General features: G+C 72.5%; 24 protein-coding genes and 2 pseudogenes. 12 read left to right on the forward strand and 14 right to left on the reverse strand.

What is annotated here, in order from left to right:
• Positions 1 to 22: 22 nt before the first annotated feature.
• From ACFWW8_RS22395 to ACFWW8_RS22405, 3 genes are read right to left on the reverse strand one after another with little or no spacing between them, the layout of a single operon-like run.
• On the reverse strand, positions 23 to 451 hold the full coding sequence (locus ACFWW8_RS22395) for an STAS domain-containing protein (protein ID WP_386530704.1): 429 nt from the start codon (positions 449 to 451) through the stop codon (positions 23 to 25).
• Positions 448 to 1,527: a B12-binding domain-containing protein gene (locus ACFWW8_RS22400; RefSeq protein WP_386530705.1), complete on the reverse strand. Its 1,080-nt coding sequence runs from the start codon at positions 1,525 to 1,527 to the stop codon at positions 448 to 450. Before ACFWW8_RS22400 ends, ACFWW8_RS22395 begins: the two co-directional genes overlap by 4 nt.
• Positions 1,527 to 3,098, reverse strand: a complete 1,572-nt coding sequence (locus ACFWW8_RS22405) for a PP2C family protein-serine/threonine phosphatase (protein ID WP_386530706.1) — start codon at positions 3,096 to 3,098, stop codon at positions 1,527 to 1,529. The genes ACFWW8_RS22400 and ACFWW8_RS22405 overlap by 1 nt, the downstream gene beginning before the upstream one ends.
• A 605-nt stretch (positions 3,099 to 3,703) precedes the next feature.
• On the opposite strand from ACFWW8_RS22405, the gene ACFWW8_RS22410 reads away from it, so the two are divergent.
• The 3 genes from ACFWW8_RS22410 to ACFWW8_RS22420 all read left to right on the forward strand — a co-directional run bounded on the left by ACFWW8_RS22410 (position 3,704) and on the right by ACFWW8_RS22420 (position 5,117).
• Positions 3,704 to 4,126: an ATP-binding protein gene (locus ACFWW8_RS22410; protein ID WP_386530707.1), complete on the forward strand. Its 423-nt coding sequence runs from the start codon at positions 3,704 to 3,706 to the stop codon at positions 4,124 to 4,126.
• Positions 4,127 to 4,190: 64 nt separating this feature from the next.
• The gene (locus tag ACFWW8_RS22415) at positions 4,191 to 4,697 is read left to right on the forward strand and encodes an STAS domain-containing protein (protein WP_386530708.1); all 507 of its coding nucleotides are present in this window, start codon (positions 4,191 to 4,193) and stop codon (positions 4,695 to 4,697) included.
• Between the two features lie 156 nt (positions 4,698 to 4,853).
• Complete coding sequence (locus ACFWW8_RS22420; protein WP_386530709.1) at positions 4,854 to 5,117, forward strand: hypothetical protein; 264 nt, start codon at positions 4,854 to 4,856, stop codon at positions 5,115 to 5,117.
• Between the two features lie 95 nt (positions 5,118 to 5,212).
• Here ACFWW8_RS22420 and ACFWW8_RS22425 read toward each other — a convergent pair whose 3' ends face one another.
• The 3 genes from ACFWW8_RS22425 to ACFWW8_RS22435 form a co-directional block, all read right to left on the reverse strand.
• Positions 5,213 to 6,211, reverse strand: a complete 999-nt coding sequence (locus ACFWW8_RS22425) for a helix-turn-helix domain-containing protein (protein ID WP_386530710.1) — start codon at positions 6,209 to 6,211, stop codon at positions 5,213 to 5,215.
• A gap of 464 nt (positions 6,212 to 6,675) precedes the next feature.
• Positions 6,676 to 7,917 (reverse strand): amidohydrolase family protein, encoded by a 1,242-nt coding sequence (locus tag ACFWW8_RS22430; protein WP_386530766.1) that lies wholly within the window; start codon positions 7,915 to 7,917, stop codon positions 6,676 to 6,678.
• Between the two features lie 515 nt (positions 7,918 to 8,432).
• Positions 8,433 to 8,819, reverse strand: coding sequence for an ATP-binding protein (locus ACFWW8_RS22435; protein ID WP_386530711.1), 387 nt, complete (start codon positions 8,817 to 8,819; stop codon positions 8,433 to 8,435).
• Positions 8,820 to 9,234: 415 nt separating this feature from the next.
• On the opposite strand from ACFWW8_RS22435, the gene ACFWW8_RS22440 reads away from it, so the two are divergent.
• Positions 9,235 to 9,684, forward strand: a complete 450-nt coding sequence (locus ACFWW8_RS22440; protein WP_386530712.1) for a luciferase family protein — start codon at positions 9,235 to 9,237, stop codon at positions 9,682 to 9,684.
• Here the strand turns inward: ACFWW8_RS22440 and ACFWW8_RS22445 are convergent.
• Positions 9,675 to 10,892 (reverse strand): phosphatidylserine/phosphatidylglycerophosphate/cardiolipin synthase family protein, encoded by a 1,218-nt coding sequence (locus tag ACFWW8_RS22445; RefSeq protein ID WP_386530713.1) that lies wholly within the window; start codon positions 10,890 to 10,892, stop codon positions 9,675 to 9,677. The genes ACFWW8_RS22440 and ACFWW8_RS22445 overlap by 10 nt on opposite strands.
• Positions 10,893 to 11,009: 117 nt before the next feature.
• Positions 11,010 to 11,264, reverse strand: coding sequence for a DUF5133 domain-containing protein (locus ACFWW8_RS22450; RefSeq protein ID WP_386530714.1), 255 nt, complete (start codon positions 11,262 to 11,264; stop codon positions 11,010 to 11,012).
• Between the two features lie 214 nt (positions 11,265 to 11,478).
• On the opposite strand from ACFWW8_RS22450, the gene ACFWW8_RS22455 reads away from it, so the two are divergent.
• On the forward strand, positions 11,479 to 13,509 hold the full coding sequence (locus tag ACFWW8_RS22455) for a SpoIIE family protein phosphatase (RefSeq protein ID WP_386530715.1): 2,031 nt from the start codon (positions 11,479 to 11,481) through the stop codon (positions 13,507 to 13,509).
• Positions 13,510 to 13,613: 104 nt separating this feature from the next.
• Here ACFWW8_RS22455 and ACFWW8_RS22460 read toward each other — a convergent pair whose 3' ends face one another.
• From ACFWW8_RS22460 to ACFWW8_RS22470, 3 genes are all read right to left on the reverse strand, one after another.
• Positions 13,614 to 14,084, reverse strand: coding sequence for a Dps family protein (locus ACFWW8_RS22460; protein WP_386530716.1), 471 nt, complete (start codon positions 14,082 to 14,084; stop codon positions 13,614 to 13,616).
• 197 nt (positions 14,085 to 14,281) lie between these two features.
• Complete coding sequence (locus ACFWW8_RS22465; protein WP_386530717.1) at positions 14,282 to 14,548, reverse strand: DUF4235 domain-containing protein; 267 nt, start codon at positions 14,546 to 14,548, stop codon at positions 14,282 to 14,284.
• Positions 14,545 to 15,012 (reverse strand): DUF3618 domain-containing protein, encoded by a 468-nt coding sequence (locus tag ACFWW8_RS22470; RefSeq protein WP_386530718.1) that lies wholly within the window; start codon positions 15,010 to 15,012, stop codon positions 14,545 to 14,547. The genes ACFWW8_RS22465 and ACFWW8_RS22470 overlap by 4 nt, the downstream gene beginning before the upstream one ends.
• Before the next feature lie 484 nt (positions 15,013 to 15,496).
• Here ACFWW8_RS22470 and ACFWW8_RS22475 point away from each other — a divergent pair.
• The 5 genes and pseudogenes from ACFWW8_RS22475 to ACFWW8_RS22495 form a co-directional block, all read left to right on the forward strand.
• Positions 15,497 to 15,949 (forward strand): annotated as a pseudogene (locus ACFWW8_RS22475) (HAMP domain-containing protein); the annotation flags it as partial.
• A 1-nt stretch (position 15,950) separates the two neighbouring features.
• A pseudogene (locus ACFWW8_RS22480) lies at positions 15,951 to 16,704 on the forward strand (response regulator); the annotation flags it as partial.
• An 82-nt stretch (positions 16,705 to 16,786) separates the two neighbouring features.
• Positions 16,787 to 19,279: a SpoIIE family protein phosphatase gene (locus ACFWW8_RS22485; protein WP_386530719.1), complete on the forward strand. Its 2,493-nt coding sequence runs from the start codon at positions 16,787 to 16,789 to the stop codon at positions 19,277 to 19,279.
• Positions 19,280 to 19,384: 105 nt separating this feature from the next.
• Positions 19,385 to 19,792 carry an ATP-binding protein gene (locus ACFWW8_RS22490; RefSeq protein ID WP_386530720.1) on the forward strand — a complete coding sequence of 136 codons (408 nt, stop codon included), beginning with the start codon at positions 19,385 to 19,387 and terminating at the stop codon, positions 19,790 to 19,792.
• A 124-nt stretch (positions 19,793 to 19,916) separates the two neighbouring features.
• On the forward strand, positions 19,917 to 20,273 hold the full coding sequence (locus tag ACFWW8_RS22495; RefSeq protein WP_386530721.1) for an STAS domain-containing protein: 357 nt from the start codon (positions 19,917 to 19,919) through the stop codon (positions 20,271 to 20,273).
• Between the two features lie 27 nt (positions 20,274 to 20,300).
• On the opposite strand, the gene ACFWW8_RS22500 is transcribed toward ACFWW8_RS22495, so the two are convergent.
• Complete coding sequence (locus ACFWW8_RS22500) at positions 20,301 to 21,242, reverse strand: YihY/virulence factor BrkB family protein (RefSeq protein WP_386530722.1); 942 nt, start codon at positions 21,240 to 21,242, stop codon at positions 20,301 to 20,303.
• A gap of 494 nt (positions 21,243 to 21,736) precedes the next feature.
• Here ACFWW8_RS22500 and ACFWW8_RS22505 point away from each other — a divergent pair, with 494 nt between their 5' ends.
• Positions 21,737 to 21,898 (forward strand): hydrophobic protein, encoded by a 162-nt coding sequence (locus tag ACFWW8_RS22505; RefSeq protein WP_267726685.1) that lies wholly within the window; start codon positions 21,737 to 21,739, stop codon positions 21,896 to 21,898.
• Positions 21,899 to 21,966: 68 nt separating this feature from the next.
• The gene (locus ACFWW8_RS22510; RefSeq protein WP_386530723.1) at positions 21,967 to 22,335 is read left to right on the forward strand and encodes a PRC-barrel domain-containing protein; all 369 of its coding nucleotides are present in this window, start codon (positions 21,967 to 21,969) and stop codon (positions 22,333 to 22,335) included.
• 71 nt (positions 22,336 to 22,406) lie between these two features.
• Here the strand turns inward: ACFWW8_RS22510 and ACFWW8_RS22515 are convergent, their stop codons facing one another.
• Both ACFWW8_RS22515 and ACFWW8_RS22520 read right to left on the reverse strand, forming a co-directional pair.
• On the reverse strand, positions 22,407 to 22,913 hold the full coding sequence (locus tag ACFWW8_RS22515) for a C40 family peptidase (protein ID WP_386530724.1): 507 nt from the start codon (positions 22,911 to 22,913) through the stop codon (positions 22,407 to 22,409).
• Positions 22,914 to 23,769: 856 nt separating this feature from the next.
• Entirely contained in the window at positions 23,770 to 24,324 is a 555-nt protein-coding gene (locus ACFWW8_RS22520) for a YceI family protein (RefSeq protein ID WP_386530725.1), read from the reverse strand.
• Positions 24,325 to 24,428 lie beyond the last annotated feature (104 nt).

Below are 24,428 nucleotides of genomic sequence, written 5' to 3' on the forward strand. Positions count from 1 at the left end.
GCGGGCCGCCCGCGAGTGCCGGTCAGGTGGTGGCGTCCGGTCCGCTGGAGCGGGCCGGTATGGATTCCTCCGAGCGGGCGGACCGTCTCTCCCTTGCGGGTGATGCGGAAGCTTTGCCTGCGCTCTGGCCGGTCAGGTGGTTCAGGGTACCGGTGACCGTCAGCATCCGGTCCAGTTGCACGGGCCGGTGGTCGAGGTGGAGGCGTACGCCCGCGGCGCCGGTGAGGCGGCGGGCCATCAGCAGGACCGACAGGCCACTGGAGTCGACCGAGGCCACGCCCGCGCAGTCCACGTGCAGATCGAGGGGGGCGTCCGGCTCGGCCAGGACCGCGCCGACGACGTCCAGCAGGGCGCCGGCGTCCTGGTGGCCGAAGTCTCCGTGCAGCTCTATACGGACGGCGTCGTCCGTGTCCACGCGCGTCAGGCGGAGCGGGCCGGGAATCTCGATCATTCGGCAGCTCCCATGACGGAGATCGGGGTGGACGGCAGCCGCCGGGTGGCGGAGTGCAGGATGTCGGTGGCCCGCGGAAAGTCCTTCAGCTCCCGACCGAGGATGTCCAGGGCGTGCGGCAGGCTCTGCGCGGGAACCCCGCGGGCTTCGAGGATGCGGGCCGTCCACAGCAGGAAACGCGAGAACAGCTTCTCGTCGCCGGTGTAGAGCGCGGTCCCGAGGAACTCCACGACATGGGAGAGGTCCTCGGCCGTGCGCTCGCGCTGCGCCTCGCTGTAGCCGCGCATCGCCGGGTACTGCTCCTCCAGCCCGGTGAAGACGGCCCGTACGAGCTGCGGGCGGGTGCGGGTGACGAGGGTGTACTCCTGGTCGGCCAGGTGCGGCAGGTCGTCGATCGGCTGGTGGTCGGGCTGCGGCCGCGGCAGGGGGTGACGCTCCAGCCGGTCGGCGGCCGTGCGGGCGTCGGGTGCCCAGGCGTCGGCGCCGAGCAGGCGGGCGTACTCGCCGTCGGGGCCGAAGGCGGCTCCGCCGACCAGGACCGGGGTGCCGGCGGCCTGGCAGGCGGTGATCGTGGCGTGCGCGGTCGGCAGCCGGGTCGGTATCGAACTCGACAGGGCGACGACGTCCGGCCCGGTGCGGTGGATGTGCGCGACGAGGTGCGGCGTCGGGACGTGCGCGCCGAGGTAGTCCACGTGCCAGCCGCGCAGCTTCAGGACCTCGGCCACGAGCCGGGCCGGCAGGCCGTGCCACTCGCCGTCCACGCACGCCACCAGGACCCGCCCCCGCGACGGCTCCGTACGGGAAGCCGTGTGTCCGGCGACGACGGCGACGGAGCGCTCGTTGATCGCGGTCGCGGCGTGCTCCTGCGCGACGCTGATCCGGTTGCCGGCCCATGCTTCACCCACCCGGCGCTGAGCCCGGGCGATGACGTCGAGCAGAACCTGCTCCGGATCCGCGCCGGTGTCCAGGGCCTGGCGGACCACGGCGGCCGCAGTCCGCTCGTCGCCGTCCAGGACCGCGGCCAACAGCCGCTCCAGCAGGTGATCGAGTGCTGCCGAGCCCGTCAGAACGCCCATCACGTCGTGAACCTGCCCCTCGTGTGCCCGTCCACGGCACTGAGGTGATTGGTCCGGGGTGCGGAGATCACCACCACGGCCATGTCGTCGTGGCTGCCGGTTCCGACCCATTCGGAGGCGAGCATCTGCACCCGCTCCACGACCGCCTCCGCGGGCATCCCCGCACACTCCGCCAAGACCCGCTGCAGCCGCGCGTCGCCGAACATGGCGCCGCCCATCGGCCCGCCGCGGGCCTCGGTGATCCCGTCCGTGTAGAGCACGCACGTCTCGCCCGGCGCGAGCGTCACCTCGGCCGTCAAGGCGACGACGTCGGGCAGGGCACCGACCAGCGTGCCCTGGGTCGCCGCCTCCTCCACGCGGCCGTCGGCGCGCACGATCAGCGGCGCGGGATGGCCGGCGCTGGTCAGCCGCAGCTTGACAGCGTTGCCTTCACGGGCCGCGGAGGCCAGCACCATGGTGGCGAAGCGGGCGTGGTGCGTGCTGAGCAGCGCCGTGTTGAGCAGGTTCAGCATCCGCTGGTGGTCGTCGGCCATGGGCAGCAGGGCGTGCAGGGTGTTGCGGATCTTGCCCGTCATCACCGCCGCCTCAAGGCCCTTGCCGCACACGTCGCCGAGGACGACGAGCGAGGCGTCGCCCTCGACGGCGGCGGGGTGCACGTCGTAGAAGTCCCCGCCGATCCGTTCGTGGTCCAGGGAAGGCCGGTAGCCGCCCGCGTACTCCACCCCCGACACTTCGTGCAGGGACGGGGGCAGCAGGTCCCGCATCAGCGTCTCGCTGATCGACGCCTGCTCCGCGTACAGCCGGGCCGCCGACATCGCCGCCCCGGCCCGGGCCGCGAACAGGCGCGCGAAAACCTCTTCCTCCTCCGTGAACCCGGCTCCGCCGGCACGGCGCAGCAGGACCAGGGCGCCCGCGGGAACGCCGTGCCCGGGCAGCGGGGTGATCACGATCGACCCCACCGTTCCGAAGCCCTCGGGGACCAGCCAGGCCGGAGCCGTCGCGGGATCGATCCAGCGGGACGGCACCGGCGGGAACCCCTGCAGTGCCTCCGCCAGCCCCGGAACGGCCTCGGGGCGAGCCGCTACCCGGGAAGACACCGGCATCCCGCCGTGCAGGCAGGACACGATCGGCAGCTCACGGCCGCGTGAGGGGGCGATTACCAGGGCCGCGTCGGCGAGGTGCTCGGCGGCCATCTGCGCCGTGACGTCCATGCACCGCTCCAGGTTCAGCGAGGACAGCAGCAGGTTCGACGCCTGCCCCAGGAACGCCGTGCGCTCCCGCTCGATCCGAAGAGCTTCCCGGGCCAGCCGGCGGTCGGTGTCGTCGACCAGCCACCACACCACCGTCCCGTCCTCGCGCACCGTCGGATGCGCCTCGTACGAACGCTCACCGACCGGGCCTTCGGCCACAGCTCCCCGGCCCGCGTCCGCGGCCGGCGCACGGCAGGAGGAGTGCGCCGAGGACAGCCACGCGGGAACCGTGTCCGCCAGCGCCTCCCCGACCCGGGCCTCGGGCAGGAGGAGCCGGGCAACCTCGTTGGCGGACACCAGCGTTCCCTGGTCGTCGGCCACAAGCACGGGATAGGGGGCCTCACTCCACGGCGCGCGCGCCGCAGCGACGGCTTCCTGGGTGGGATTCACCAAACGATAAGGGCCCGCTGGGCGAACCCCTCACCTCATAGACTCGAAGAAGACTACTTGCCTTGCGGCAACCATCCTCTATCCGTCAGCCCCTGGCAACCGCCACCCCCTCACCTCGCTGTCCTCCACCCCATGCGGACCAGCGGTACACGCCTCCTCCACATGACGGAGAGTGAAAGCTCTCACTGCCCGACTGACAGCGAGTCCGGCACCCCTCGACTCCCGGACGCCGCTGACCCCTCCGCCCCAGCGTTCACACGGACCGTGACCGACCTCTCCCGGATGTCCTTCGCGGACTCCTCCGTCCTCCACGCCCTCCTCGAAGCCCGGAAGCGTCACACGTCAGCGGACAGGACGCCCGTCCTGGCCGGCCCACCGCACCTCCCGGTAGCCGCCCATTCGAGGTGACCAGCACCGGGCCCGTATTCCGCCGTGCGAACGGCGTCCGGGACGGGATGACATGCTGACGGCTACAGACTCAACCGAACCGGTATGCGTCCGCATAACCCGAAACACGCAGGGCAGGCGATAGCAGCATGAACCCGCCCGAGGCAGCCGACGAGATTTCCGGCCCCGACCGCCGCCAGAACGGCGACCGGCCGGCCGCCCCCACATCCGCGACCGCCCGGCGTGTTGTCAGCGAGCTCCTCACGGACGCGGGAATCAGCCTCGACAGCGTCACCGCTGCCGACGCCCTCCTCATCACCTCGGAGCTCGTCACCAACGCGATCCGCCACGGCGGCGGCGTCATCCACTTCCATACCGCCATCGAAGACGACGCCCTGCACGTCGCTGTCAGCGACCCCAGCCCCCACCCTCCCGTTCCCCGCCCCACCGGCCACGGCACCCCCGGCGGCTACGGCTGGCCCCTCATCCAACGCCTCACCGAACACATCGACATCACCCCCCTCCCCGACGCCGGCGGTAAAACCATCACCACCGTTCAGCGCCTGAACTAGCCCGACACCACCCCCGACGCCGAGCGGCGTCCGGGCGAAGCAGTAAACAGCCAGACGGGCACGCATGACCGATGCAGAAGCCGAAAAGGTAGTCGCCACCAGAATCGCCGCCTATTTCGCCGCAGTACCTTCGAACGATCTGAATCCCGCCTACCTCGCGCGGGAAATCCTGCGAGTACTGGACCAGGCCGGACTGATCCGCCGCCGCGACCCGAAGCCTCCCCACTACCGGCCCCCGGGGGAGCAGCACGTCGTGTCGCTGCCGGACCTCAACGACGGAGCCCGTGTCATCATCTGCACCGGCGAATTCGACCAGCAGTCACTCACGGCCATCAGCAAGGCCGGCGCCGCAGCCACCAGCGACCCGACCATCCGACGCGTCGTGCTGGACGTCAGCCGCATCACCTTCGCCGACTCCTCCATGCTCAACGAGATGTTCCGCCTCCTGCGCACCAGCCGCCTCATCCTCGTCGGCCCCCTGCCGCGCACCCTGGACCGCGTACTGGAACTCACCCAATCGCGCGCCCTCTTCCAGATCGCCGACAGCATCGAAACCGCACGCACCCTGTAGACCCGCCCGCCCACCCCGAACCGAGCCCGATCGGGCGCCGGCGGCGAGCGACAGCCATGCCGGTCAGCCGCACGATCGGCCGTACGGCTTCCGCAGCGGGGCGTGGGAAAGCTGCTTCAACCGCTTGTGGGCCCCGGGAGGGGGCACGCGCGTGGGATGAGCACGTTGGACGCACGGGTGTACTGCGGCGACGACGGCCACTGGGCCGGTCCGTTGCCCGGACGCGCATATGTGCCCCTGCTCGGCGGTCCCCTCGACGGCCAGCTCTTCGACATCACCGGCTGGTCCCGGGATGAACGGGCAGTGGGCGCGCTCCTCATCACTGACCGAGGCCTGTTCGGACCCGGCGGACGGGCACTCTACAAGCCCTCCGAAGCCGACCCCGACGGCCCCTTCCACTGGGACAGCGACACCCCCTGACCCTTTCGCCACCCTGCGCAACTTCGCCATGGCCCGGTGCAACAGCAGGCCGGACACCGCTCAGACCTGCCCGGGACGACCTTCTGCAACAACCTTCAGGAGGAGTCCGCGCCGGCCAGGTCCTCCGCCCGGGCTTGCCCGCGGAAGGCCGCGGGCGGCAGGCCGTAGGCATCGCGGAACGCCCGGCTGAACGCGGACGCGTGCCGGAAGCCCCGCCGGGCGCCGATGGCGTGCACGGGCACCCCCTGGTGCAGCGGATCCGCCAGGTCCTGGCGTGCCCGCGCGAGCCGCTGGCGTTGAAGGAAGGCCGCGACCGTTGCCCCGTCCCCCTCCTGCTGGAACACCCGGTGGAGATAGCTGACGGAGATGTGGTGGGCGGCGGCGATCGCGGCGACGTCCAGCAGCGGATCGTCGGCGTTGTCCCGGATGAAGGCCATCACGCGGAGCGCCAGGGCGCGCCGGTGCGTCTCCGGGGTCAAGGACCGGTCCGCTTCGAGGACGCCGGCGAAGAGCGAGGCGACGAGATCAGCCAGTACACCGCTCAGGCGCGGGCCCTCGGCCGGCCGGTAGGACCGGCTGTCCTTGGTCACCTGGTCGAGGAAGGTGGCCAGCAGGGCCCCCATTCCCTCCCGGGCCGAGATGCGCTTGCCGATGACCCGGCCGGCGGTGTGAGGGGGCAGCGGCAGCTGCGCCTTGGGTACCTCGACCCCGATGATCTCCACGGCATGCGGGCCGGAACTGATCTCGAACGGCCGTGACGTGTCACTGGTGTGGATGTCGAACACACCGTGCACCACGGTGTCCTTGCCCAGGGTGACCGCTCCCGCCCCCCGTTTGATCAGCGAGAGGTGGAACGCCTCGGGGTCTGACCTCGCTATCAGCTTCGGTGTGCGCCGGAAGGTCAGGGGACGGCATTCCATCGGATAGACCGTGATCCCGCCGAGTGAGATGACGCGCTGGTTCGCCCAGAAGTCGGCGGCGTGCTCGCTGCGCATCTCCATGGGCGCATGCGTCTGCGACATCAGGGCCCGCCAGCTCTCGAAACGGTCGGCGGGTGCTAGTTCCGCGCTGCGGAACGTTCTCTCGGGCAGCATGATCACCGGTTTATACCGGCCGTGGCGGCCCGCGCAACAGGAGCCGGGGCCCCGGGGTGCGGGCGGCGGGGCGACTCTCCGTCAAGACACTGTGCACGCCAGGCCAATGCGGGGTGCTCCGGGGCTTGGCAGACTGGGCGCCAGAGAGTCGGTGAGGGAATGGGAAACCGGAGCCCCTCCGACGACCGGGGCCCTCTCGCGGTCCCGGCACTGAGCTGACGCCGCCCGAGGACGGGGGTTTCGGGCGGCGTCAGCTCAGTGCCGGGACCAGACGCCGCGTTGACCGAGGGCGCCTTGTCCACGATGCCCGAGGCATGGTGCGTGACGCGATGCTCCCCTCCCCGGCCTGGCCCGACATCGGCCGCGCTGGGACGGCACCGTGCCGCCCGGGGCCAGACGCACGGACCGTCCCGGCGGTTCACTCCGGCAGCGTCCGACTCACCCGCCCCGCCCGGGACCGCCGTTCACGTGGTGGCACGGAGCCGGGCCGCCGCGGCCTCCGCCTCGCGCACCACGCGGTCGGGCTCGACGCCGACGAGGCGGCCGCCGAGCTTGAGGGGGCGGCCGCCGACGAAGACCGCGTGGACGTTCTCGGGGCGGCCGTTGAAGACGACCTGGTTCACCCAGTCGAATCGCGGCGCGAAGTTGAGGGCGGCCGGGTCGATCACGATGACGTCGGCGCACTTGCCCGGTGCCAGCGAGCCGATCCGGTCCGCCATGCCGATGGCCTCGGCTCCGCCGATCGTCGCGATCCGCAGGACGTCGTGGACCTGCGGGAACACCGCGGGGTCCAGGGCGCGCGCCCGCTGGAGGCCGATGGCCGCCTTCATCAGCGCGAAGACGTCGGAGGTGTCGTTCGTGCCGCCGTCCTGGCCCAGCCCGACCTTGACGCCGCGCCGCGCCAGGTCCGGGAGCCGCATGATGCCGGAGGCGAGGCGCATGTTGCTCAACGGGCAGTGCGCGACCCGCACATCGTGGGCGGCGACCGCGGCCAGCTCGTCGTCGGTCAGGTGGACCGCGTGGTTCATCAGCAGGCGCGGCCCGAGTGCGCCGATGTCCGTGAGGACGCGCACGGGATCGTCCGCGTGCTGTTCGCCGCGTTCGAGGACGTGGCTGTTCAGCATGACGCCGAGGTCCCGGGCGATCTCCCAGTGGAGCCGGTTGAGGCCCTGCAGCGGCCGCGCCGCGTGCGTGGCGACCTGCGCCGAGGCGAGCGGTAGCGGATCGATGAGCTCGCGCTTGGTCCGGGCGATCAGCGGGGTTCCGCGCTCGTCCTGGAACATGGCGTACGCGAACCGCACCCGCGTGTCGGTGAGGGCGCGCACATACTGCACCGTCGTGTCGTACGGGAGGGCGTCCACCCAGTCCACGAGCGTGGTCACGCCGGACTGCACGGAGTCGAGGGCGCCGAGGCGCACGAAGCGGTACATGTCCGCCGGCGTGATCCGCGAGAACGTCGTCCGGTTGCAGGCGGCCAGCCAGCCGAAGAGGTCGCGGTCCGCGCAGCCGCCGCGCATCGACGACTGCCACAGGTGGGTGTGGACGTCGACGAACCCCGGCATCACGAGCTTTCCGGCGGCATCGATCACCTGCGTGCCCGGCGGCGTCGGCAACCCCCGCCCGACGGCCGTGACGAGCCCGTCCGCCATGAGGACGTCCGCGTGCTCGACGCCGCCCAGGGGCCCTTGGCCGGCCGTGGGGTCCATGGTGAGCACGAGCGAGGCGTTCCTCAGCACGGTCGCCCGGCCCGCGGGTCGTCCCGCCGGAGGTTCGGCCCGCGGCGCGGTGCGGCCGGCTCCGGCGCCGCGGTCGGTACCGAGGAGGAAGGGTGAGGTCGCGGCCAGTCCGATGCCGGCCAGCACGCCGCGGCGGCCCGGTCGCGACGGGGGTGGTGGGGCCGGAGGGGCCGGTGGAGGGACGGTCGCATCCGGGAGATCGGTCCGGGCCGTAGGGGGAGCGGGGGCTGTGGCGGAAGCGGGGGCGGGACACCCGCCGTACGGGTCCATGTGGTGTTGCCTCCCAACGAGCACGCGTCGGACAGCACTTCCCGTCGCTGACGAGACGTCAGGATGGAACGGGGAAGGTAGCTGAAGCGTGCGGCAGGGGAGCGGCGTTGCGATAGAGGCGCGTCAACATTTTGTGGAATTCGGCTCCGCGTACCGCCGGTCGCCCACCCGGCGCCCCGTCCTGTCCGGAGGTCCGACCGGGCCGGCCCGCCGGCTCAGCCCGAGGTGTGTGGACGCAGGTGGCCCGAGCCGGCCGGGTCGGTGTCGGGGTGCGGATCCGGCCGGCCGGGCGGGTGGAAGCAGGCCGTGATGGTCTTGCCGCCGTGGAAGGCGTGGGCGTCCCACCGGTCGGCGAGGGCGTCGACGATGGCGAGGCCCCGGCCCGAGACGGCTCCCTCCGAGGCCTCGCCCGGCGCCGGAAGGCCGGGGTCGGAGTCGGCGACGCTGACGTGCAGGCACTGTCCGTCCCAGGTCAGGACGAGTTGGGCGCTGCTGTGCGCGTGGACGTGCGCATTGGTGACCAGTTCGGACACCGTCAGCAGGACGGAATGGACGACATCGGGGGCGTCCTCGGTCCAGTTCAGGGACTCCAGGTGCTCCATGCTCCACCGGCGGGCCGATCCCGGCCCTCGATGGATGGGGAACGACCTGGCCCAGCCCACCGCACGGAGCGACAAGGCACCCACCTCACTTTCCTGGTTCCGGCCTTTTCGGCACGTGTTCCTCAGGTCCGTCCGGCCCGGTGGCGGGCGTGTTGACCGCTCCCGCGCTTGACGAGCAGGAGCGCCAGCAGCATCGGCGCGATCAGCAGGATCATCGTTGCCATGGTGGAGTCCTTCCTCGCGGACCGTTACCTCTGCGCGTGTGACCCCTGGACCGCGGTCGAAACCCCCCTCGGCGGCGCGCGGCCCGGCGGGGCGGGGCGCCGCGTGTCGCGGCGGCCGAATTCCGCGGTACGGGGGAGCGATTGAGTCAGCGCTCTTGTGGTGCGGGTCCCCGGCCGGGCAGGCTCGGGTCATGAACACTGCCAGGCACGCCAGTGAACAGCTCATGAGCTGGCCTGCACTCAGCGAAGGCCGCACCCCGTGCGGCACTGGACTCGGCCTCAACGCCGGTTCACAGGAGATCGTCCACTTCCACGGCGATCACGAGGCTGACGTCCATCTGACCCGCGCGATGATCGCGAGGCTGGAGCCGGCCCTCGCCGGATCCACCGCGGTCCATCTGCGCACCGGGTCGGAGTGGGTGACGGTACGTCTGGACATCGACTCCGACATCGACCTGCTGGCCACCCTCGTCAGCGCCGCGCTCCAGGCCGCAACCCGGGCCGAGGCGGAGCCGGACGTACGGGGACCGCGGCGGGCACCCTGTACGCGGCAGGGGAGCCCCGCGCCCGTCATCATCCGGCACCCGGACGCCCAGGACGTTCCGGACGACGGGCCGGGCGCGCGGGGCTGCTACAGGTAGCGGCGGATGGGGAGGACCGCGGCCTCCCGGGCGCGCTGCAGCACCGAGCGGCGCTTCCAGCGGCCGGGGCGGATCAGGTCGCTCGCCTCGAGGTCCTCGTCGTAGTGCGCGTCGAGGGTCGCCGTGAACTCGGCGTCCATCACGGCGAGCATCACCTCTTCGTCGTGGTCCAGCGACCGGCGGTTGAAGTTCGTCGAGCCGATCAGCGACACCACGCCGTCCATGGTCACGATCTTGGCGTGCATCATGGTCGGCTGGTACTGGTGGATCTTCACGCCGCAGGCGGTCAGCGCCTCGTAGTGGTGCTGACCGGCCAGCTGGCACACGCGCTTGTCGGTGTGCGGCCCGGGCAGCAGGATCTCCACCTCGACGCCGCGGCGGGCGGTGGCGCAGAGCAGGTCGATGAAGTAGGTGTCGGGGGCGAAGTAGGCGGTCGCCAGACGCACCCGCTCCTCGGCCGATTCCAGGACCACCCGCATCAGCGTCTGCATGTCCTGCCACCCGAAACTGGCCGAACCCCGGACCACCTGCACGATGGCGCCGCCGCTCGGTTCGTGCGTGACGAAGCGGTCACGGTCGTCGAACAGCTCGGTGTGGCACTCCGCCCAGTTCTGGGCGAAGGCCGCGGCGATGCCGTCGACGGCCGGGCCGCTGACCTCGACGTGGGTGTCCCGCCACTCGCCGGGGTTGCGCGCGTTGCCGCACCACTCCTCGGCGATGCCGACGCCGCCGGTGAAGGCGGTCTGCTCGTCGACCACCAGGACCTTGCGGTGGCAGCGGTGGTTCTGCTTGAGCGGCGAGAGGTAGAGCGGCTTGCGGAACCACGCGACCTCGACGCCCGCGGCCCTCATCCCGTCGAGCAGGTTCTGCTCTATGAGCCGGCTGCCGAAACCGTCCAGCAGCAGCCGCACCCGCAGACCGGCACGCGCCCGGTCGGTCAGGGCCTCGGCGAACTGCCGGGCGATGTCGCCCCTCCAGTACACGAACGTCATCATGTCGACCGTGTGGCGGGCCGAGCCGATGGCGTCCAGCATCGCGGCGAAGATCTCGTCCCCGTTGCGGAGCGGCCGCACGGTGTTTCCCTCGGTCGCGGCGATGCCGATCAGCCGCTCCAGGCGCCGGCGGATGCGCCGGATCCGCTCGTCCGCCGTGCGGCTGCCCGCAGGCGGGGCCAGTACGCCGCTGAGCTGCTGTTCCCCGTCGATCATGCCGCGCGCTCCTCGGTTCGGGTCCGTTGCCGCCCAGGACCCTATCCGACGCCGACGGCGACGGTCCCCGGCTCTTCCGCGGGGAGCGGGGGCGGGCCGGGGACCATCGCCGTCCGGTCAGGCGGCGGCCGAACCGGCCGGCGCGCCCGCTGTCGTACGGGGGGCCGGGGCGCAGGGAGCGGCCGCCAGCATGTCGTCGGCGGCCGCCAGGGCGTCCTTGATGTTCCGGGTCGCAGTTGCCACGCACAGCGTGAACGAAACATTGTCCAGCTCGAGGCGTACCTCGGGGGAGTCCTCGAGCGCCAGGGTGATCCGTGCGTCGGCGTATCGGGACAGCAGGCCGCGAAGGACGGCGGGGGCGGGCTTCAGCACGAGACTGCCTTTCTGCGGGGTGTGATACGCAGTTGCCCCGCTACCCCGTGTGCATGCACGCGGGACGGAAACCGGTCCGCGGTGGAGCCGGTCCGGGACTTCGGGCCCGCCCGCGTACGGGCCGTTCAGCCCGGCTCGTACGGGATTTCGACCCGGCCGGTACGGGCGGAAGCCTCTGTGCCGCCCCCCACCCCCTGCGCTTCAGTGGAACGTCGTGCCCCCGACCAGACGGACGGACAGCCCGATGCGCCCCTCCCTGCCCGCAGCCCACCCGCAGGCCGCCCGGCTCCTGGTCGACCTCTCCCACGGGGCGGAGGAAGGGGGCATGATCCTGGACGCCGACGCGCGGGTGTGCGCACTGCTGGGCATCGAGGCCGACGCGCTCCTGTCCGGCACCTTCGCCGACCTCGCCCCGCCCGGACACGCCGGGTCCGCCGTCCGCCTCCTCACGGACGCCGCCGAGGCGGCCCCGGCGGGGCACGGTCCCGTTCCGCCCGTCGCGAGAAGACCGCTCGTCCTGCGGGGGCAGCGGGAACCGGTCCTGTGCGTGGCCTCGGCCCGCCCGGCCGTGGACGGCGCCGGCCGGACCACCGCCACCGTCGACCTGGCCGAACCACCCGGCCCGGGCTGGGAGAACTGGGCCGTGCTGCACGCGGCGGCCACGCTGCGCGGGCAGTCGGCGTGGGTGTACGACGAAACGCACGACCGGTTCCGCTGGATCGACAACGCGCTGTCCCACAGCCGCCGCCGGACCTCCGGCGACCTTCCCCTCCAGGCGGTCCTGGACGAGCTGCACCCCGACGACGTGGACGAGGTCACCCGGGCGTTCCGGGCGCTGAGGCGCGGCGAGACCGACGTGACGCACATCAGCTTCCGCCACCCCGACGGCGAGGGCGGCCACCGCTGGCTGACCTCCATGTCCGGCATCCTGCGGCTGGGGTTCGACGGGCCGCGCCAGATCGTGGGCTCCACCGCCGACACCACCCTCGCGGTGGAGCGCCGGCAGTCACTGGCCCGGGAGCACTCCCGGCAGAGCAGGCTCGTGCGGGAGCTGGCCGCCGCGTTCGTCTCCGCCAAGACCGAGGAGGAGCTGACCGAGGCGATCCTGCACAAGGTGGCGCCCACCTTCTCCGGTACGGGCACGCTGCTCGCGTTCGTGGAGGACGAACGGCTGCGCGTCACCTTCGGCGACGGCATCGACCCCGCCATGGCCCGCTCCCTGCACGGAATGCCGCTGGACGCCCCGAAGCCGCTGGCGCAGGCCATCCGTACGGGCCGTATGGAGGCCATCGACTCGCGCGAGGACTACCGCGCCACCTGGCCGCGCGCCCACCACCTCCTGGACGCGACGACCGCGCAGTCCTTCCTGATGGTGCCGTTCGCCGCCGAGCCGGGCAGGCCGCTGGGGGGCTGGGTCATCACCTACGACCGCCCCCACGCCGTCACGGAACCTGAGCGCACGCTCCTCGGGGTGACGGCGGAACTCGCGGGCCAGGCCTGGGCGCGGATCCGGCTCAGCACCGCCCGCCTGGAACTGGCCGGCGCACTGCAGCGCGACATGCTGCCCGCCGCGCTGCCCCCGATCGACGGCCTGGAGATCGCGGCCCGCTACCTGCCCGCGCACGAGGGGCTGGACGTGGGCGGCGACTGGTACGACGTCATCACCTTCCCCGACGGCTCGGTCGCCTGCATCATCGGGGACGTCCAGGGCCACAACATCCAGGCCGCCGCCCTCATGGGACAGGTGCGGACGGCCATGCACGCGTACGCCTGGCAGGACCCCTCCCCGGACCGGGTCCTGCAGCGCACCAACGAGCTCATGCTGCAGATGGGCGCCCCCGGCTTCGCCACCTGCCTCTATACCCTCCTCGACCCGCGGGGCCGCGTCCTGTCCGCGCGCGCCGGACACGTACCGCCCGTCCGGTGCGGGCCGGCCGGGGCCCGGGTCGAGGAGACGGCGGGCGGCCTCCCGCTGGGGGTCCTGCACGGCACGCGCTACCCGCTCTCCCGGGGCACCTTCGCCGAGGGCGACACGATGGCCCTGGTCACCGACGGGCTCGTGGAGGGCCCGGGCATGAGCCTCGACGACGGCACGGCCCTGGTCTGCCGGACGCTGGAGACGACGCGCCACGGTTCGGTGGACGAGATCGCGGACGCGCTGATGGGCTGCGCCCGCGCCACGCGCCACCAGGACGACCGAGCGGTCCTCGTCGTCCGCCGCCCCCACCCACCGGAGACCACGTGAAGCAGTCGGGACCGCCCGGGCCGGCGCGCGGTACCGGCATCCGCTCCGGGACGCACGGATGCCCCGGCCGCCCGGGGGCGGTCGGGGCATCGTTCACGGGTGGGTCAGGAGCTTTCGGCGGTGAACATCCAGGCGTGCTTCTCGAGGTCGCCCGTCAGGCCGATCAGAATGTCCTCGGTGATCGGGTCCGGGTCGCCGGTGGACTGGATGCGCTCGCGCATGCGGGTGATCACCGCGCCCAGGGCGTCCACCAGGATGCGTACGGCGTCGGCGTCCTTGATCAGGCCCTCGGGCACCCCGGCGATGGCGCTGGTCGACGCGACCGTGGCCGCACGCCCGTCCGGGGTCACGCCGAGGGCGGAGGCGCGCTCGGCCACGACGTCGGAGTGGGTGCGGGCCGAGGCGACGACCTCGTCGAGCTGGAGGTGGACGGACCGGAAACGGGGGCCGACGACGTTCCAGTGGACCTGCTTGGCCACGAGGGCGAGGTCGACGAGATCCACCAGCGCGCCCTGCAGCGCTTCGCCGACGGTCTTCAGGTCGGCATCCGACAGGGCACTCTTCACGACGGACACGAGGTTCTCCAATGTGCGGTGTCCCCGGTGGAGAGGTCCGGCGCTGGAGCCGGGCCGTTCCGCGGAGGAACAGGATTTCCAAGACGAAGCATCGCTTACCCGGATCGCTCCGGCTAAAACGGATCTCCCGCGAAGATCAGCGCCCGGCGCCCGGCGCGGCGAGGCGAGGCGTGCGGTACGGGACGCCGGCCTCCGGGTCAGTCCGGCCAGGTGCCCGTCAGACGGCGGACGCCCGTCGCCCCCGCGCGGTCGACGGCCGCCTTCACCACGGCGAACACCGCGCCCTGGAGGGCGGCCGCGAGCAGGATCTCCCGCCACGTGCGGTCCTCGTCGGTCGCGTCCGGGGCGTCGTCGTCGTTGCCGACGACCTTCCAGATATGCCGGACGGCCGCACCGGCCGCCATGCCGCTCGCGATGCCGAGCAGGAGGCCGACCGGCCTGTAGGCGACCTTGGACGTGTTCATCGGTTCCTCCTCCGGACCCGGCGCAGCACGGCGATCGTGACCACCACGCCGACCGTTATCAGCGCGGTGCGGTGGCGGCGCGCCACCGTCGCCGCGACCCGGGCCTGCTCACGGGCCTGCTCGGGCGTGTTCTCCTGGACCTTCGCAGCAACCGCCAGCGCCGACGCGGTGAGCTGGTCCCTGGTCTGCGCCGCCGTGTCCCGTATGGTCTCCGGGGTCTTGTCGTGCGCCGCTTCCGCCACATGGGCGGCCGCCTCGTGCACCTGGGACTTCACCTGTGCGGTCCTGGCCCGGATCTGCGACTTCACCTCGGCGGTCTTCGCCCTGGCCTGCGCCTTGACGTCCGCCTTCGCGGCAAGGGCCTCCACCGTCTGGCCCAACTCCTCCCGGGTTCGCCGTACTTGCTCGCGCAGCTCCGCAGGGGTGGGTGCGGGGTGCTTCTGGTCGGCGTGGTCCTCGCTCATCGGTGTGCCCTCTCCTTGATCTCGGCCACGTCGGCCTTCACGCTCCGGATGGTCTGTTCGGGGCCGTCGGGACGGCAGGGCCGATCTGTCTCTTCCCCACCGCCCCGGGCGCCGCCGCAGTGGACAGCACCGGCGCCGTGATCGGTGCCCAGGCCCACCGGGGCAGGCCCAGGGCCGGGGCCGCTATCGCCGCAACCTCCGCCGTGCCGCTCGACGGGGCCGTGCGCGGACGGGTTCGCCATGAGATCGCCTTCCGGTGCTGTCGTCATGGCGCGCCTACCCCAGCCGCCGCGGGTCAGTCGCGGCAGGGTCCCCGCGTTGCGCCCCGCGTCGTGCCCCGCACGGGCCCGCCGCAGGCCGGCGGCGTTCGCCGGGTCACCCGTACGACGGCGGACGGTAGCCTTCCGGGGGTCCGCCGGGCAGGCGGACGTGAGGAACCCCGGAACCCCAGGACCTGTGGCGGCCGCGGAAGAACGGAGGCGGGATGGGCATCACCGAGGCGGGCATCCGCGGCGCGCGGGCCGAGCAGGGCTCCGCCGGGGCGCCGGGCGGAGCGGTCGGAGAGGCCGAGCTGCGCCAGCTGCTGACCGGGCTGACGGCCGTACGCGACGGTGACTTCGGGACCCGGCTGCCGTACGGGGCCGACGACCTCCTCGGGGAGATCGCCACGGTCTTCAACGGCATGGTCGACCAGCTGTCCCGGTTCACCTCGGAGGTGACCCGTGTCGCCCGGGAGGTGGGCACGGAGGGCACGCTCGGCGGCCAGGCGGTCGTCCCCGGGGTGTCGGGTACGTGGGCCGACCTCACCGAGTCCGTCAACGCGATGGCGGGCAACCTGGCGACACAGGTCCGCGACATCGCCCAGGTGGCGACGGCGGTGGCCCGCCGTGACCTGTCCCAGAAGATCGACGTGGACGCGGGCGGCGAGATCCTGGAGCGTCGTGGCCGCGGTCAGCGCCCCGGACGCCGCCGCGGCCCTGGCCGCGGAGCCGTTCCACTGCGTCGTGCTCGACCTCGGCATGCCCGAGGAGGAGTCGGGCGGACTTCCTGGCCGCCCTGGAGGGCGACGCGGCGCTCGCCGGCCTCCCCGTACTGGCCCACCGCAGCCGGCGGCCCGGCTCTCCGGCGGAGCCCGCGCCGCACCGGCCCGCCGGGAGGCAGCCGCTGGGGCTGGTGGCCGGCCTCGACGAACTGCGCGAGCGGATGGCCTACCACCTCTCCGTCGAGCAGCCGGGGGACACGCCCCGGTACGCGCGGACCGAACCCGGTGATCCGACCGTCCCCGGCGCGCAGGCGTTCCTGGGCTCCGACGCCGGGCCGGCCGGCCGTACGGTCCTCGTGGTCGACGACGACGCCCGCAACCTCTACGCCATCAGCGGGATCCTGGAGCTCCACGGCATCGACGTGCTCCACGCCGCGGACGGCCGCCGCGGCATCGAGGCACTGGTCCGGCACGCGCACGTCGATCTCATCCTGATGGACGTGATGATGCCGGAGATGGACGGGTACACGGCCACCGCGGAGATCCGCCGGATGCCCGGCCACGCGGACCTCCCGATCATCGCGGTCACCGCCAAGGCGATGCCGGGAGACCGGGAGAAGAGCCTCGCGTCGGGCGCCGGCGACTACGTCACCAAGCCGGTGGACGCGGTCGACCTCATCGACCGGGTGCGCCGCTGGCTGACCCCGTGACCGGAGCAGGCCGGCCCCCGGGGCCGGTCCCGCGCCGGGGCGGACCGCAGCCGGCACACCGCAGCAACGAGAAGGGGACAGGGTGAGCACCCCGTACAGCCCGTCACAGGAACCCGAGGCGGCCGAGCCCGCGCCCACCCGGACCGGCACGTCCGAACAGCTCGTCGTGCCCGTGCCCGTACTCCAGCCCGGCTCGCCCGCCGCCCCGGCGGCCCGGCCCCCCGCAGCGGCGGCCCCGCCCGACTCGGCGGTCGGCCGGCTGGTGGCCACGGTGGAGCGGCTGCGCCGCGAGGTACGGGAGGCCGACGCGGCCGCCGACGGGCGGGCCCTGGTCGAGCTGGCCAAGGGCATCCTCGTCGAACGCCTGCGCTGCGGACCCGCCCACGCGGCGGAGCAGCTGGACCGCCTCGCCGCCCAGGCGGCCGTGTCCCGGCTGGAACTGGCCGCCGACATCGTCAACCAGGCGTCCCGGGACCGGGTCAGCGAGCTCGCCGCCGACTTCGCCGAGCGTACGAAGGAACCGCCGTCGGCGGACCCGGCGGCGCTCCCGCTCTCCGTGCGCCTGCGCACCGCCGAGAGCGGCGTCCTGGCCGCGAGCGACACCCAGGCCGTCGCGCGGTCCCTGCTGGAGAACGCCCTGGACCCGCTGGGCGCGGTGGCCGTCGCCGTGTGGACCGCCGGAACCGACGGGTCGCTCGTCCTCGCCGGACACGCCGGTTTCCCCGAGGTGGAGGCGGCGCGCTGGCGCTACGTCCCCCCGGAGGTCGGCACCTTCGCCCGGCTGGCCCTCACCGAGCGCGGGCCGGTGGCCTCCTACCACCCCGCCGACCGGGAGGCCCCGTCGCTGGGCCGGCACACCTGGCCCGAGGGCGGCCGGATCGCCCTGCCGTCCGGCTCCGGAGGGCGGGTCCACGGTGTACTGGAGGTCTGCTGGCCCGCACCGCTGGCTCCGCAGCCGCCGCAGGTCCTGCGCCAGCTGGAAGCCCTCGCCGAGCTGTGCTCCCACACCCTGCACGACCTGCCGGCGCCCGAGCGCGCGTACGGAGCTCCGGCCGCCTGGCCGGAGCTGGAGGAGCTCACCGCCCTCGCCGACAACCTGCACGATCCGGCCCTCCTCCTCACGCCCGCCCTCGACGAGCAGGGAAATCTGACCGACTTCCGCATCCACTACGTCAACGAGCGGTTCGTGGACCCCGTCGGGCGGCCCCGCGGCGCCATCAGCGGCTCCCTGCTGCTGGAGGCGTACCCCACGGCCGCCGAGGACAACGGACTGTATGAGAAGGCCGAACGGGTCCACGCGACGGGCGAGCCGCTGCGCAACCAGCGGACCACCCTGACGGCCCTGGTCGGCCAGGTGGCCCTCCCGGCGGTCGCCGAGGTCAGCATCAGCCGCCACGGCGCCGCTCTCCTGCTGCTGTGGCGGACCGAGGATGAGACGGCGCGGCTGGCGAGCCTGCTCCAGCACGCCCAGCGGCTCGGCCGGGTCGGCGGGTTCGAGGAGAACCTGACCCTCGGGAAGGTCACCTGGAACAGTCAGTTGTTCGACATCTACGGACGGTCCGCCGCGGCCCGTCCCGTCCCGATGGAGGAACTGCCCGACCACGCCCACCCGGACGACGGGGTCGACATCCGGCGCTTCCTGCGCACGGTGCTGCACCACCGGCGCGACGCGTCCGTCGACTTCCGGCTCCAGCGGCCCGACGGGATCACCCGGCACATCCGCGTGGTCGCCGAACCCGTCCTCGACGCCCAGGGCGGCCTGATCGCCGTCCGGGGTGCCTACCAGGACATCTCCGCCCAGCACTGGACGGAGGTCGCGCTGGCCGCGACCCGCGACCAGCTCGCGCACACGGAGGCCGAGTCGGCCGACCGGGTCCGGCTGACCCTCCAGCTCCAGCAGGCCATCATGCCGCCCGCTCCCGCGCCGCTGGAGGTGCCGGGCATGCGGATCGCCGTACGGTACCGGCCGGCGGAGTCCGAGGCGCTCGTCGGCGGTGACTGGTACGACACGGTCCTGCTCCCCTCCAAGGAGGTCATGCTGTGCGTCGGCGACGTCGCCGGACACGGCATCGGCGCGGCGACGGGGATGGTCGTCCTGCGCAACGCACTGCGCGGTCTGGCCGTGACCGGCGCCGGACCCGGGCAACTGCTGTCCTGGCTCAACCGGGTCGCCCACCGCCTCACCGACCAGGTGACGGCCACCGCCGTCTGCGGCCTCTACAACCCCGAGACGGGGATCCTGCGCTGGGCGCGGGCCGGTCACCTGCCGCCCGTCCTGATCCGCGGCGAGAGCGTCGAGTCGCTGCCGCTCTCGGACGGCCTGCTGCTCGGCGTCCTCGACGACGTCACCTACACCGAGCAGGAGATCCGGCTGGAGGGGGACGATACCCTGCTCATGTTCACGGACGGGCTGGTGGAACGCAGGGACCTGTCGGTCAACGAGGCGGTGGGGGAGTTCCTCCTCCGCACCCGGGACGCTCCGCGCGACCTGGAACGGCGCCTCGACCGGCTGCTCACCCACAGCAAGTCCGACACCGATGACGACACCTGCTTGATCGGAATCCAGCTGGTGTGACGGGTGCGGTCCCGGTACACGGGGAAGGGCCTTGTCAGCGGCCGCGGTTCGGGCGGCGAGCCGGGTCGCGGGGGCCACGGCGGAGAAGGCGGAACGGCGGAGTCGATGGAGTACGAAGGACGGCAGCACCCGGAGCTCTCACAGGAGCTGCCGGCCACGGTGGCCCAGGCGCGCGCCCGGGTCCGGGATCTGGTCGACAGCATGCCCCCGGAGCGGGCCGGGACGGACGAGGGCCTCACCGACCTCCTGCTGGTGACGTCGGAACTCGCCACCAACGCCATCCGGCACGGCGGGGGCCTCACCGGGTTCGGCGTCAGGATGGAGGCGGACGGAATCGTGCTCACCGTCGTCGACGCCAGCCCCCGGATGCCGGTGGCCCTCCTCCGGGAGGAGGGGTACGCCGGTCCGGGCGGGTTCGGCTGGCCGCTGATCTGCCGGCTGGCCAAGGACGTCGCGATCACCCCGCTGCCCGGCGGCGGCAAGAGCATAGAGGTGCTCATGCCGCTGCGCTGAGGGCAGGCGGACGGGTCCGGCGAACCGGGGGCCGCCCACCGGTGTCCGGAAGCCACCGTGCATGGTTGCTCCAGGCCGTGGGTAGTCCATCGCCGCACTGAACGAAGACGGAGGGGAGTCCAGGGTGACTGCCGAGCGCTGCCATGTCGAAGTGCTGGATCAGCAGGACGGGGTACGCGTCGTGGTGATGGCGGGCGAGTTCGACCTCGACAACGCCGGTCCGCTGCGCCTGGCCCTGGACCCGCAGGCCGAAGGCGTCCGACGCTTCGTCGTCGACGTCACCGAGGTGTCGTTCGCCGACTCGATCACCCTGACGATCCTGCTGCAGGCGACCCTGGCGCGGGACGTGGTGCTGGCGGGCTCCCAGCCGTCGCACCTCGCGCAACTGCTCAGACTGACGGGGGCCGACCGGGTGTTCGCCGCCGCCCCCTCGGTCGACGAGGGGCGCGCCATGGTGCTGCCTCCCCGCGCGGAGCACTGACGGCACGGGCACCTCGGCCCGCGGAGGTCAGAGCCGCAGGCCCCGCGCCGCGCGGGCCTTCGTACCGCGCGTCCGCGCCGCCCTGGCCCAGGGCGGCCAGGGACCGGTGGAGCGCGCGGGGGCGGCCGGCAGGGGCTCCGGCTCCGGTTCCGGTGGGGCGGCCGTGGGGGACCGGCGCTGGAGTTCGGCGTTGAACTGCGCGCCGATCAGCAGCGACAGGTTCCCGAGCCACAGCCAGATCAGGAAGACCACGATCCCGGCCAGCGATCCGTACACCCTGCTGTAGGTGCCGAGCCCGCTCTGGCTGTACAGCGTGAACAGGAACGACGCGGTGAGCCACAGCACCGCTGCCAGCACGCCTCCGGGCAGCCCCCGCCGGGTGCGGCCGGGGCTCAGTTTGGGTCCCGTGCGGAACAGGACGAGGACGAGCGCCGTCACGACGAGCAGCAGCGCCGGCCAGCGGGCCACGGCCCAGGCCCCGCTGGTGTCGTGGCCGAGGAACTGCGAGAGCTTGCGCGCCGCGGGCGCCGACAGCAGCAGGAGCGCGGCCCCCGCGAGCAGCAGGGCCAGCAGGGTCAGGGCGGTCAGCACGATGGTGTGCGCGGTGCGCAGCGGCGGCCGCGCGTCGGGCACGCGGTGCATGGTGTGCAGGGCCCGGCGGAAGACCGCGAGGTAGCTGGACGCGGACCACAGGGCGCTGAGCAGGCCGCTGACGAGCAGGGCCCAGGTGGAGCTCTGCGAACCGACCAGGCCGGCCAGGGCCTCCTGGAGCACCTGGGCGGACTGCGGCGGCAGGTACGAGGTGAGGTCGGACACGAGCCGCTCGCGGGTCGGCGTACCGGCCAGGCCGAACAGGGAGACGGCCACCAGCAGCGCCGGCAGCAGGGCCAGCACCGAGTAGTAGGTCAGTGCCGCCGCGCAGTCGGAGAGGTTGTCGTGCCAGCCCCGGACGACGGTGCCCCGCAGCACGGTGCCGACGCGCTCGCGCCTGCGCGCGGGCGGCCGTGGTGACGCCTGCGGGGACGGGGGCGGGGGCGGAGAGGACGGTGGGACCACCGGGCGCTCAGATTCCGGACCCGGACGAGGGCCGTGCGTGAGGAGACATGCCAGCCGTCTACCCCCTGCCCGGTCCGGCAGTCGGCGGGGGCCGGTGAAATGAATCAGACCGTGCGCGACGGGGATGTTTCCCTCTCACGGCCGCGTCGCGGCAGACGGACGGACGGACGGACGGACGGACGGACAGACAACAGACAGACGGACAGGCGGGCAGGAGCGTGCTCATCGATCTCACCGGGAAGCCGGGGACCACCGAGGGGGCCCTCCGCGGCGACGGCGGCTACGTCGATTCGATCCTCCCCGGAGGGGCACGGTCCCGCCATGTCCGCCGGAGGGTCGGACGGTTCTGTTTAGTTCTGTGTAAGCGCGGGACATCGGGGCAGCAGAGGCTCTGGAGGTTGATAACAATGGTTCCCCTGCTTCTTGTTCTTCTGCTCGCCCTGATCCTGTTCGGTGCCGGTTTCGCCTTGAAGGCATTGTGGTGGATTGCGGTCATCGTGCTGGTCGTATGGCTCGTCGGCTTTGTCGCCCGCCCCAAGGGCAGCAGTGGTCGCTGGTACCGCTGGTAGCCGTCGAGAGATTCTCCCGGCCGATCCGTTCGGCCATCGACCGTTCGATATGAAGGAGTTGGCTTTCCGTGACGAACAACGTGTGGGCCTATCGCCAGACTTCGGGTTTCCTCCGGGGCACCGATCTGACCGGATTCAAGGTCGAGGCGACCGAGGGCGTCATCGGCAAGGTCGACAAGCACTCCGATGAAGTCGGCTCGTCCTACCTGGTGGTCGACACCGGTGTGTGGATCTTCGGCAAGGAGGTCCTGCTCCCGGCGGGCGCCATCACGAAGGTCGACGTGGACGAGAAGAAGATCTACGTCGACCGTACGAAGGACGAGATCAAGGCCGCTCCGGAGTTCCACCGGAACAAGCACCTGGAGGACACCGAGTACCGCGAGCGGCTCGGTCACTACTACGGCAACGGCGCACCGTACGGCGGCCCTTCCGCCTGATGCTCCGCCAGGTCCGGGGGCCCGCACCACGGTGCGGGCCCCCGTCGGCGTGCCGGTGGGGGTGTGCGTGGTCAACGGGCGCGGCCGTAGCGGACGTTTCCGCTCCAGATTCGCTCCAGCCGTACGCGGGTGCCCGGGCGGGGGGCGTGCCAGATCTTGTCGTGGCCGGCGTAGATGCCGACGTGCTCCACGGTCGAGCCCTTGGGGAAGAACACCAGGTCTCCCAGTGCGCGGTTGCTGCGGGAGACGTGGGAGGTCTGCTCGTACTGCTGCTCGGCGGTGCGGGGCAGCCGTCTGCCCGCTTTCCTGAAGGAATAAAGGGTCAGGCCCGAGCAGTCGAAGCGTTTGGGACCCGTCGCCCCGCGGGCGTAGGGGGCTCCCTCTTTGGAGGCCGCGACGGCAACGGCTTTGGCGCCGTATTCGGGGGCCGCATGAGCGGGGGAGGCGGGGCCGACCAGTATGCCGGCGGTCAGGGTGAAGAGGAGGGGAAAGACGCGAGGGATTCGAAATCTGGCGGCGCGGCGAGCAAGTGGGTAATCCTGTCGAGTCTTACGGGAGTCGGCCCTGGGGACGGACATCGTAGTACCTCCGCGTTCGGATGCAGATAGCGGTCGATCGGATACCTGAAGGCCCTGCTTTCAGTGACGTGATTCCTGGCGTGCGACGGCCGACAGTTTTCTCCGATGGCGTCCCGAATTCCTTTCCGGACATGGCTTGGATTGTATCGATTCTGTAACAGATCTGCGAATATATGCAAAAACGACACGCGTTGACGTCGGCGTGTCGGGCCGCGGGAAGTTGCCGCCCTCCACGGGGGCGCCCCGACGGTGGGCGAGGGGGGCGGATTCGGGCCTCGGTGCCGACGTGCTGCCCTCGCGGCGCCGGCCGTCGAACGGACGGGAACCGCGCGGGTGTTGAGGCCGTCTGCCCGTACGGCGAGCGGGGAACGGCGGGCCGCCGCATCCGTCGGTATGGAGCAACTGCGCCCGCTCCCCACGCACATGCGGCCGGCCGCACGGCCGTCGGGGCTCCGGCGGGTCGCATGCTCACGAGCCTCGTCCTCGCCCGCCACACGGGGGACGGCTCGACGGGCCGCGCGCGGGCCGCGCAGCTGCGTACGGTGGGGGCGGTCCCGCTGCCGTCGCGTCGGCCGGTGGCACGTACGGGTACGGGGTGCAGGTTGCTGCCGGGAGACCGCGGGCAGGGCGCGCGCCGGGAGGGCTCCGCGGAGCGCGGCCCGACGCGCGCGGGCGGGAGGCGGGGGCGCCACGCCCGGCGGGGGGCGCCTGATTCCGCGTACAGGCCGGTGCGGAGCGGTTCCGTCACGGTCTCGACGCCGTCGTGCGGCGCGGCGCGGCGGCCCCGGCACGGGGCCGCTGCCGGGGCGCCGGAGCGCCGGCAGCGGCGTCTACGGAGACCTGGGCCGCCGGTGGGTCAGGGCTGACGGATCGCGGACACCTCGAACTCCAGGACCACCTTGTCCCCGACCAGGACGCCACCGCCCTCCAGAGCGGCGTTCCAGGTGATGCCGTAGTCCTTGCGGCTGATCGCCGCCGTGCCCTCGAAGCCGACGCGCAGGTTCCCGTACGGATCCGTGGCGCTGCCCTGGAACTCGAAGTCGATGCCGAGCGGGCGGGTGACGTCCTTGATGGAGAGGTCGCCGGTCAGCCGGAAGGTGGTGTCGCCCAGCCGCTGTACACCGGTCGACACGAAGGTGATCTCGGGGAAGGCCGGCGCGTCCAGGAAGTCGTTGGTCCGCAGGTGCCCGTCGCGCTGCTCGTTGCGGGTGTCGATGCTCGCGGACTTGATCGTGATCGAGGCGGAGGACTTGGAGGGGTCCTCACCGTCGAAGTAGCCGGTTCCCTCGAACTCGTTGAACGCGCCGCGCACCTTGGTGACCATGGCGTGCCGGGCCACGAAGCCGATCTGGCTGTGTGCGGGGTCGAGGGTGTACTTCCCGGTCAGCGACGTGAGGGGGGTGGTGCTCATGGACCTGCTCCGCGGGGGCTCGGGGACGGGAACGAGATGCGCTCGTCCACGCTAGCCACGCTCGCCGCGACAGGCGTTCGACCGCGCCCGGACGTCACCCGATC

The organism is Streptomyces sp. NPDC058701 (assembly GCF_042715295.1).
Classification (GTDB): domain Bacteria; phylum Actinomycetota; class Actinomycetes; order Streptomycetales; family Streptomycetaceae; genus Streptomyces.

Excerpts from the sequence above, each read along its gene's own strand:
- ACFWW8_RS22520 (WP_386530725.1), bottom strand. The coding sequence starts at position 24,324 with ATGAGCACCACCCCCCTCACGTCGCTGACCGGGAAGTACACCCTCGAC.
- ACFWW8_RS22465 (WP_386530717.1), bottom strand. The coding sequence starts at position 14,548 with ATGAACACGTCCAAGGTCGCCTACAGGCCGGTCGGCCTCCTGCTCGGC.
- ACFWW8_RS22430 (WP_386530766.1), bottom strand. The coding sequence starts at position 7,917 with ATGGACCCCACGGCCGGCCAAGGGCCCCTGGGCGGCGTCGAGCACGCG.
- ACFWW8_RS22435 (WP_386530711.1), bottom strand. The coding sequence starts at position 8,819 with ATGGAGCACCTGGAGTCCCTGAACTGGACCGAGGACGCCCCCGATGTC.
- ACFWW8_RS22400 (WP_386530705.1), bottom strand. The coding sequence starts at position 1,527 with ATGGGCGTTCTGACGGGCTCGGCAGCACTCGATCACCTGCTGGAGCGG.
- ACFWW8_RS22440 (WP_386530712.1), top strand. The coding sequence starts at position 9,235 with ATGAACACTGCCAGGCACGCCAGTGAACAGCTCATGAGCTGGCCTGCA.
- ACFWW8_RS22490 (WP_386530720.1), top strand. The coding sequence starts at position 19,385 with ATGGAGTACGAAGGACGGCAGCACCCGGAGCTCTCACAGGAGCTGCCG.
- ACFWW8_RS22425 (WP_386530710.1), bottom strand. The coding sequence starts at position 6,211 with ATGCTGCCCGAGAGAACGTTCCGCAGCGCGGAACTAGCACCCGCCGAC.
- ACFWW8_RS22415 (WP_386530708.1), top strand. The coding sequence starts at position 4,191 with ATGACCGATGCAGAAGCCGAAAAGGTAGTCGCCACCAGAATCGCCGCC.
- ACFWW8_RS22445 (WP_386530713.1), bottom strand. The coding sequence starts at position 10,892 with ATGATCGACGGGGAACAGCAGCTCAGCGGCGTACTGGCCCCGCCTGCG.
- ACFWW8_RS22410 (WP_386530707.1), top strand. The coding sequence starts at position 3,704 with ATGAACCCGCCCGAGGCAGCCGACGAGATTTCCGGCCCCGACCGCCGC.
- ACFWW8_RS22420 (WP_386530709.1), top strand. The coding sequence starts at position 4,854 with ATGAGCACGTTGGACGCACGGGTGTACTGCGGCGACGACGGCCACTGG.
- ACFWW8_RS22470 (WP_386530718.1), bottom strand. The coding sequence starts at position 15,012 with ATGAGCGAGGACCACGCCGACCAGAAGCACCCCGCACCCACCCCTGCG.
- ACFWW8_RS22395 (WP_386530704.1), bottom strand. The coding sequence starts at position 451 with ATGATCGAGATTCCCGGCCCGCTCCGCCTGACGCGCGTGGACACGGAC.
- ACFWW8_RS22515 (WP_386530724.1), bottom strand. The coding sequence starts at position 22,913 with ATGTCCGTCCCCAGGGCCGACTCCCGTAAGACTCGACAGGATTACCCA.
- ACFWW8_RS22505 (WP_267726685.1), top strand. The coding sequence starts at position 21,737 with ATGGTTCCCCTGCTTCTTGTTCTTCTGCTCGCCCTGATCCTGTTCGGT.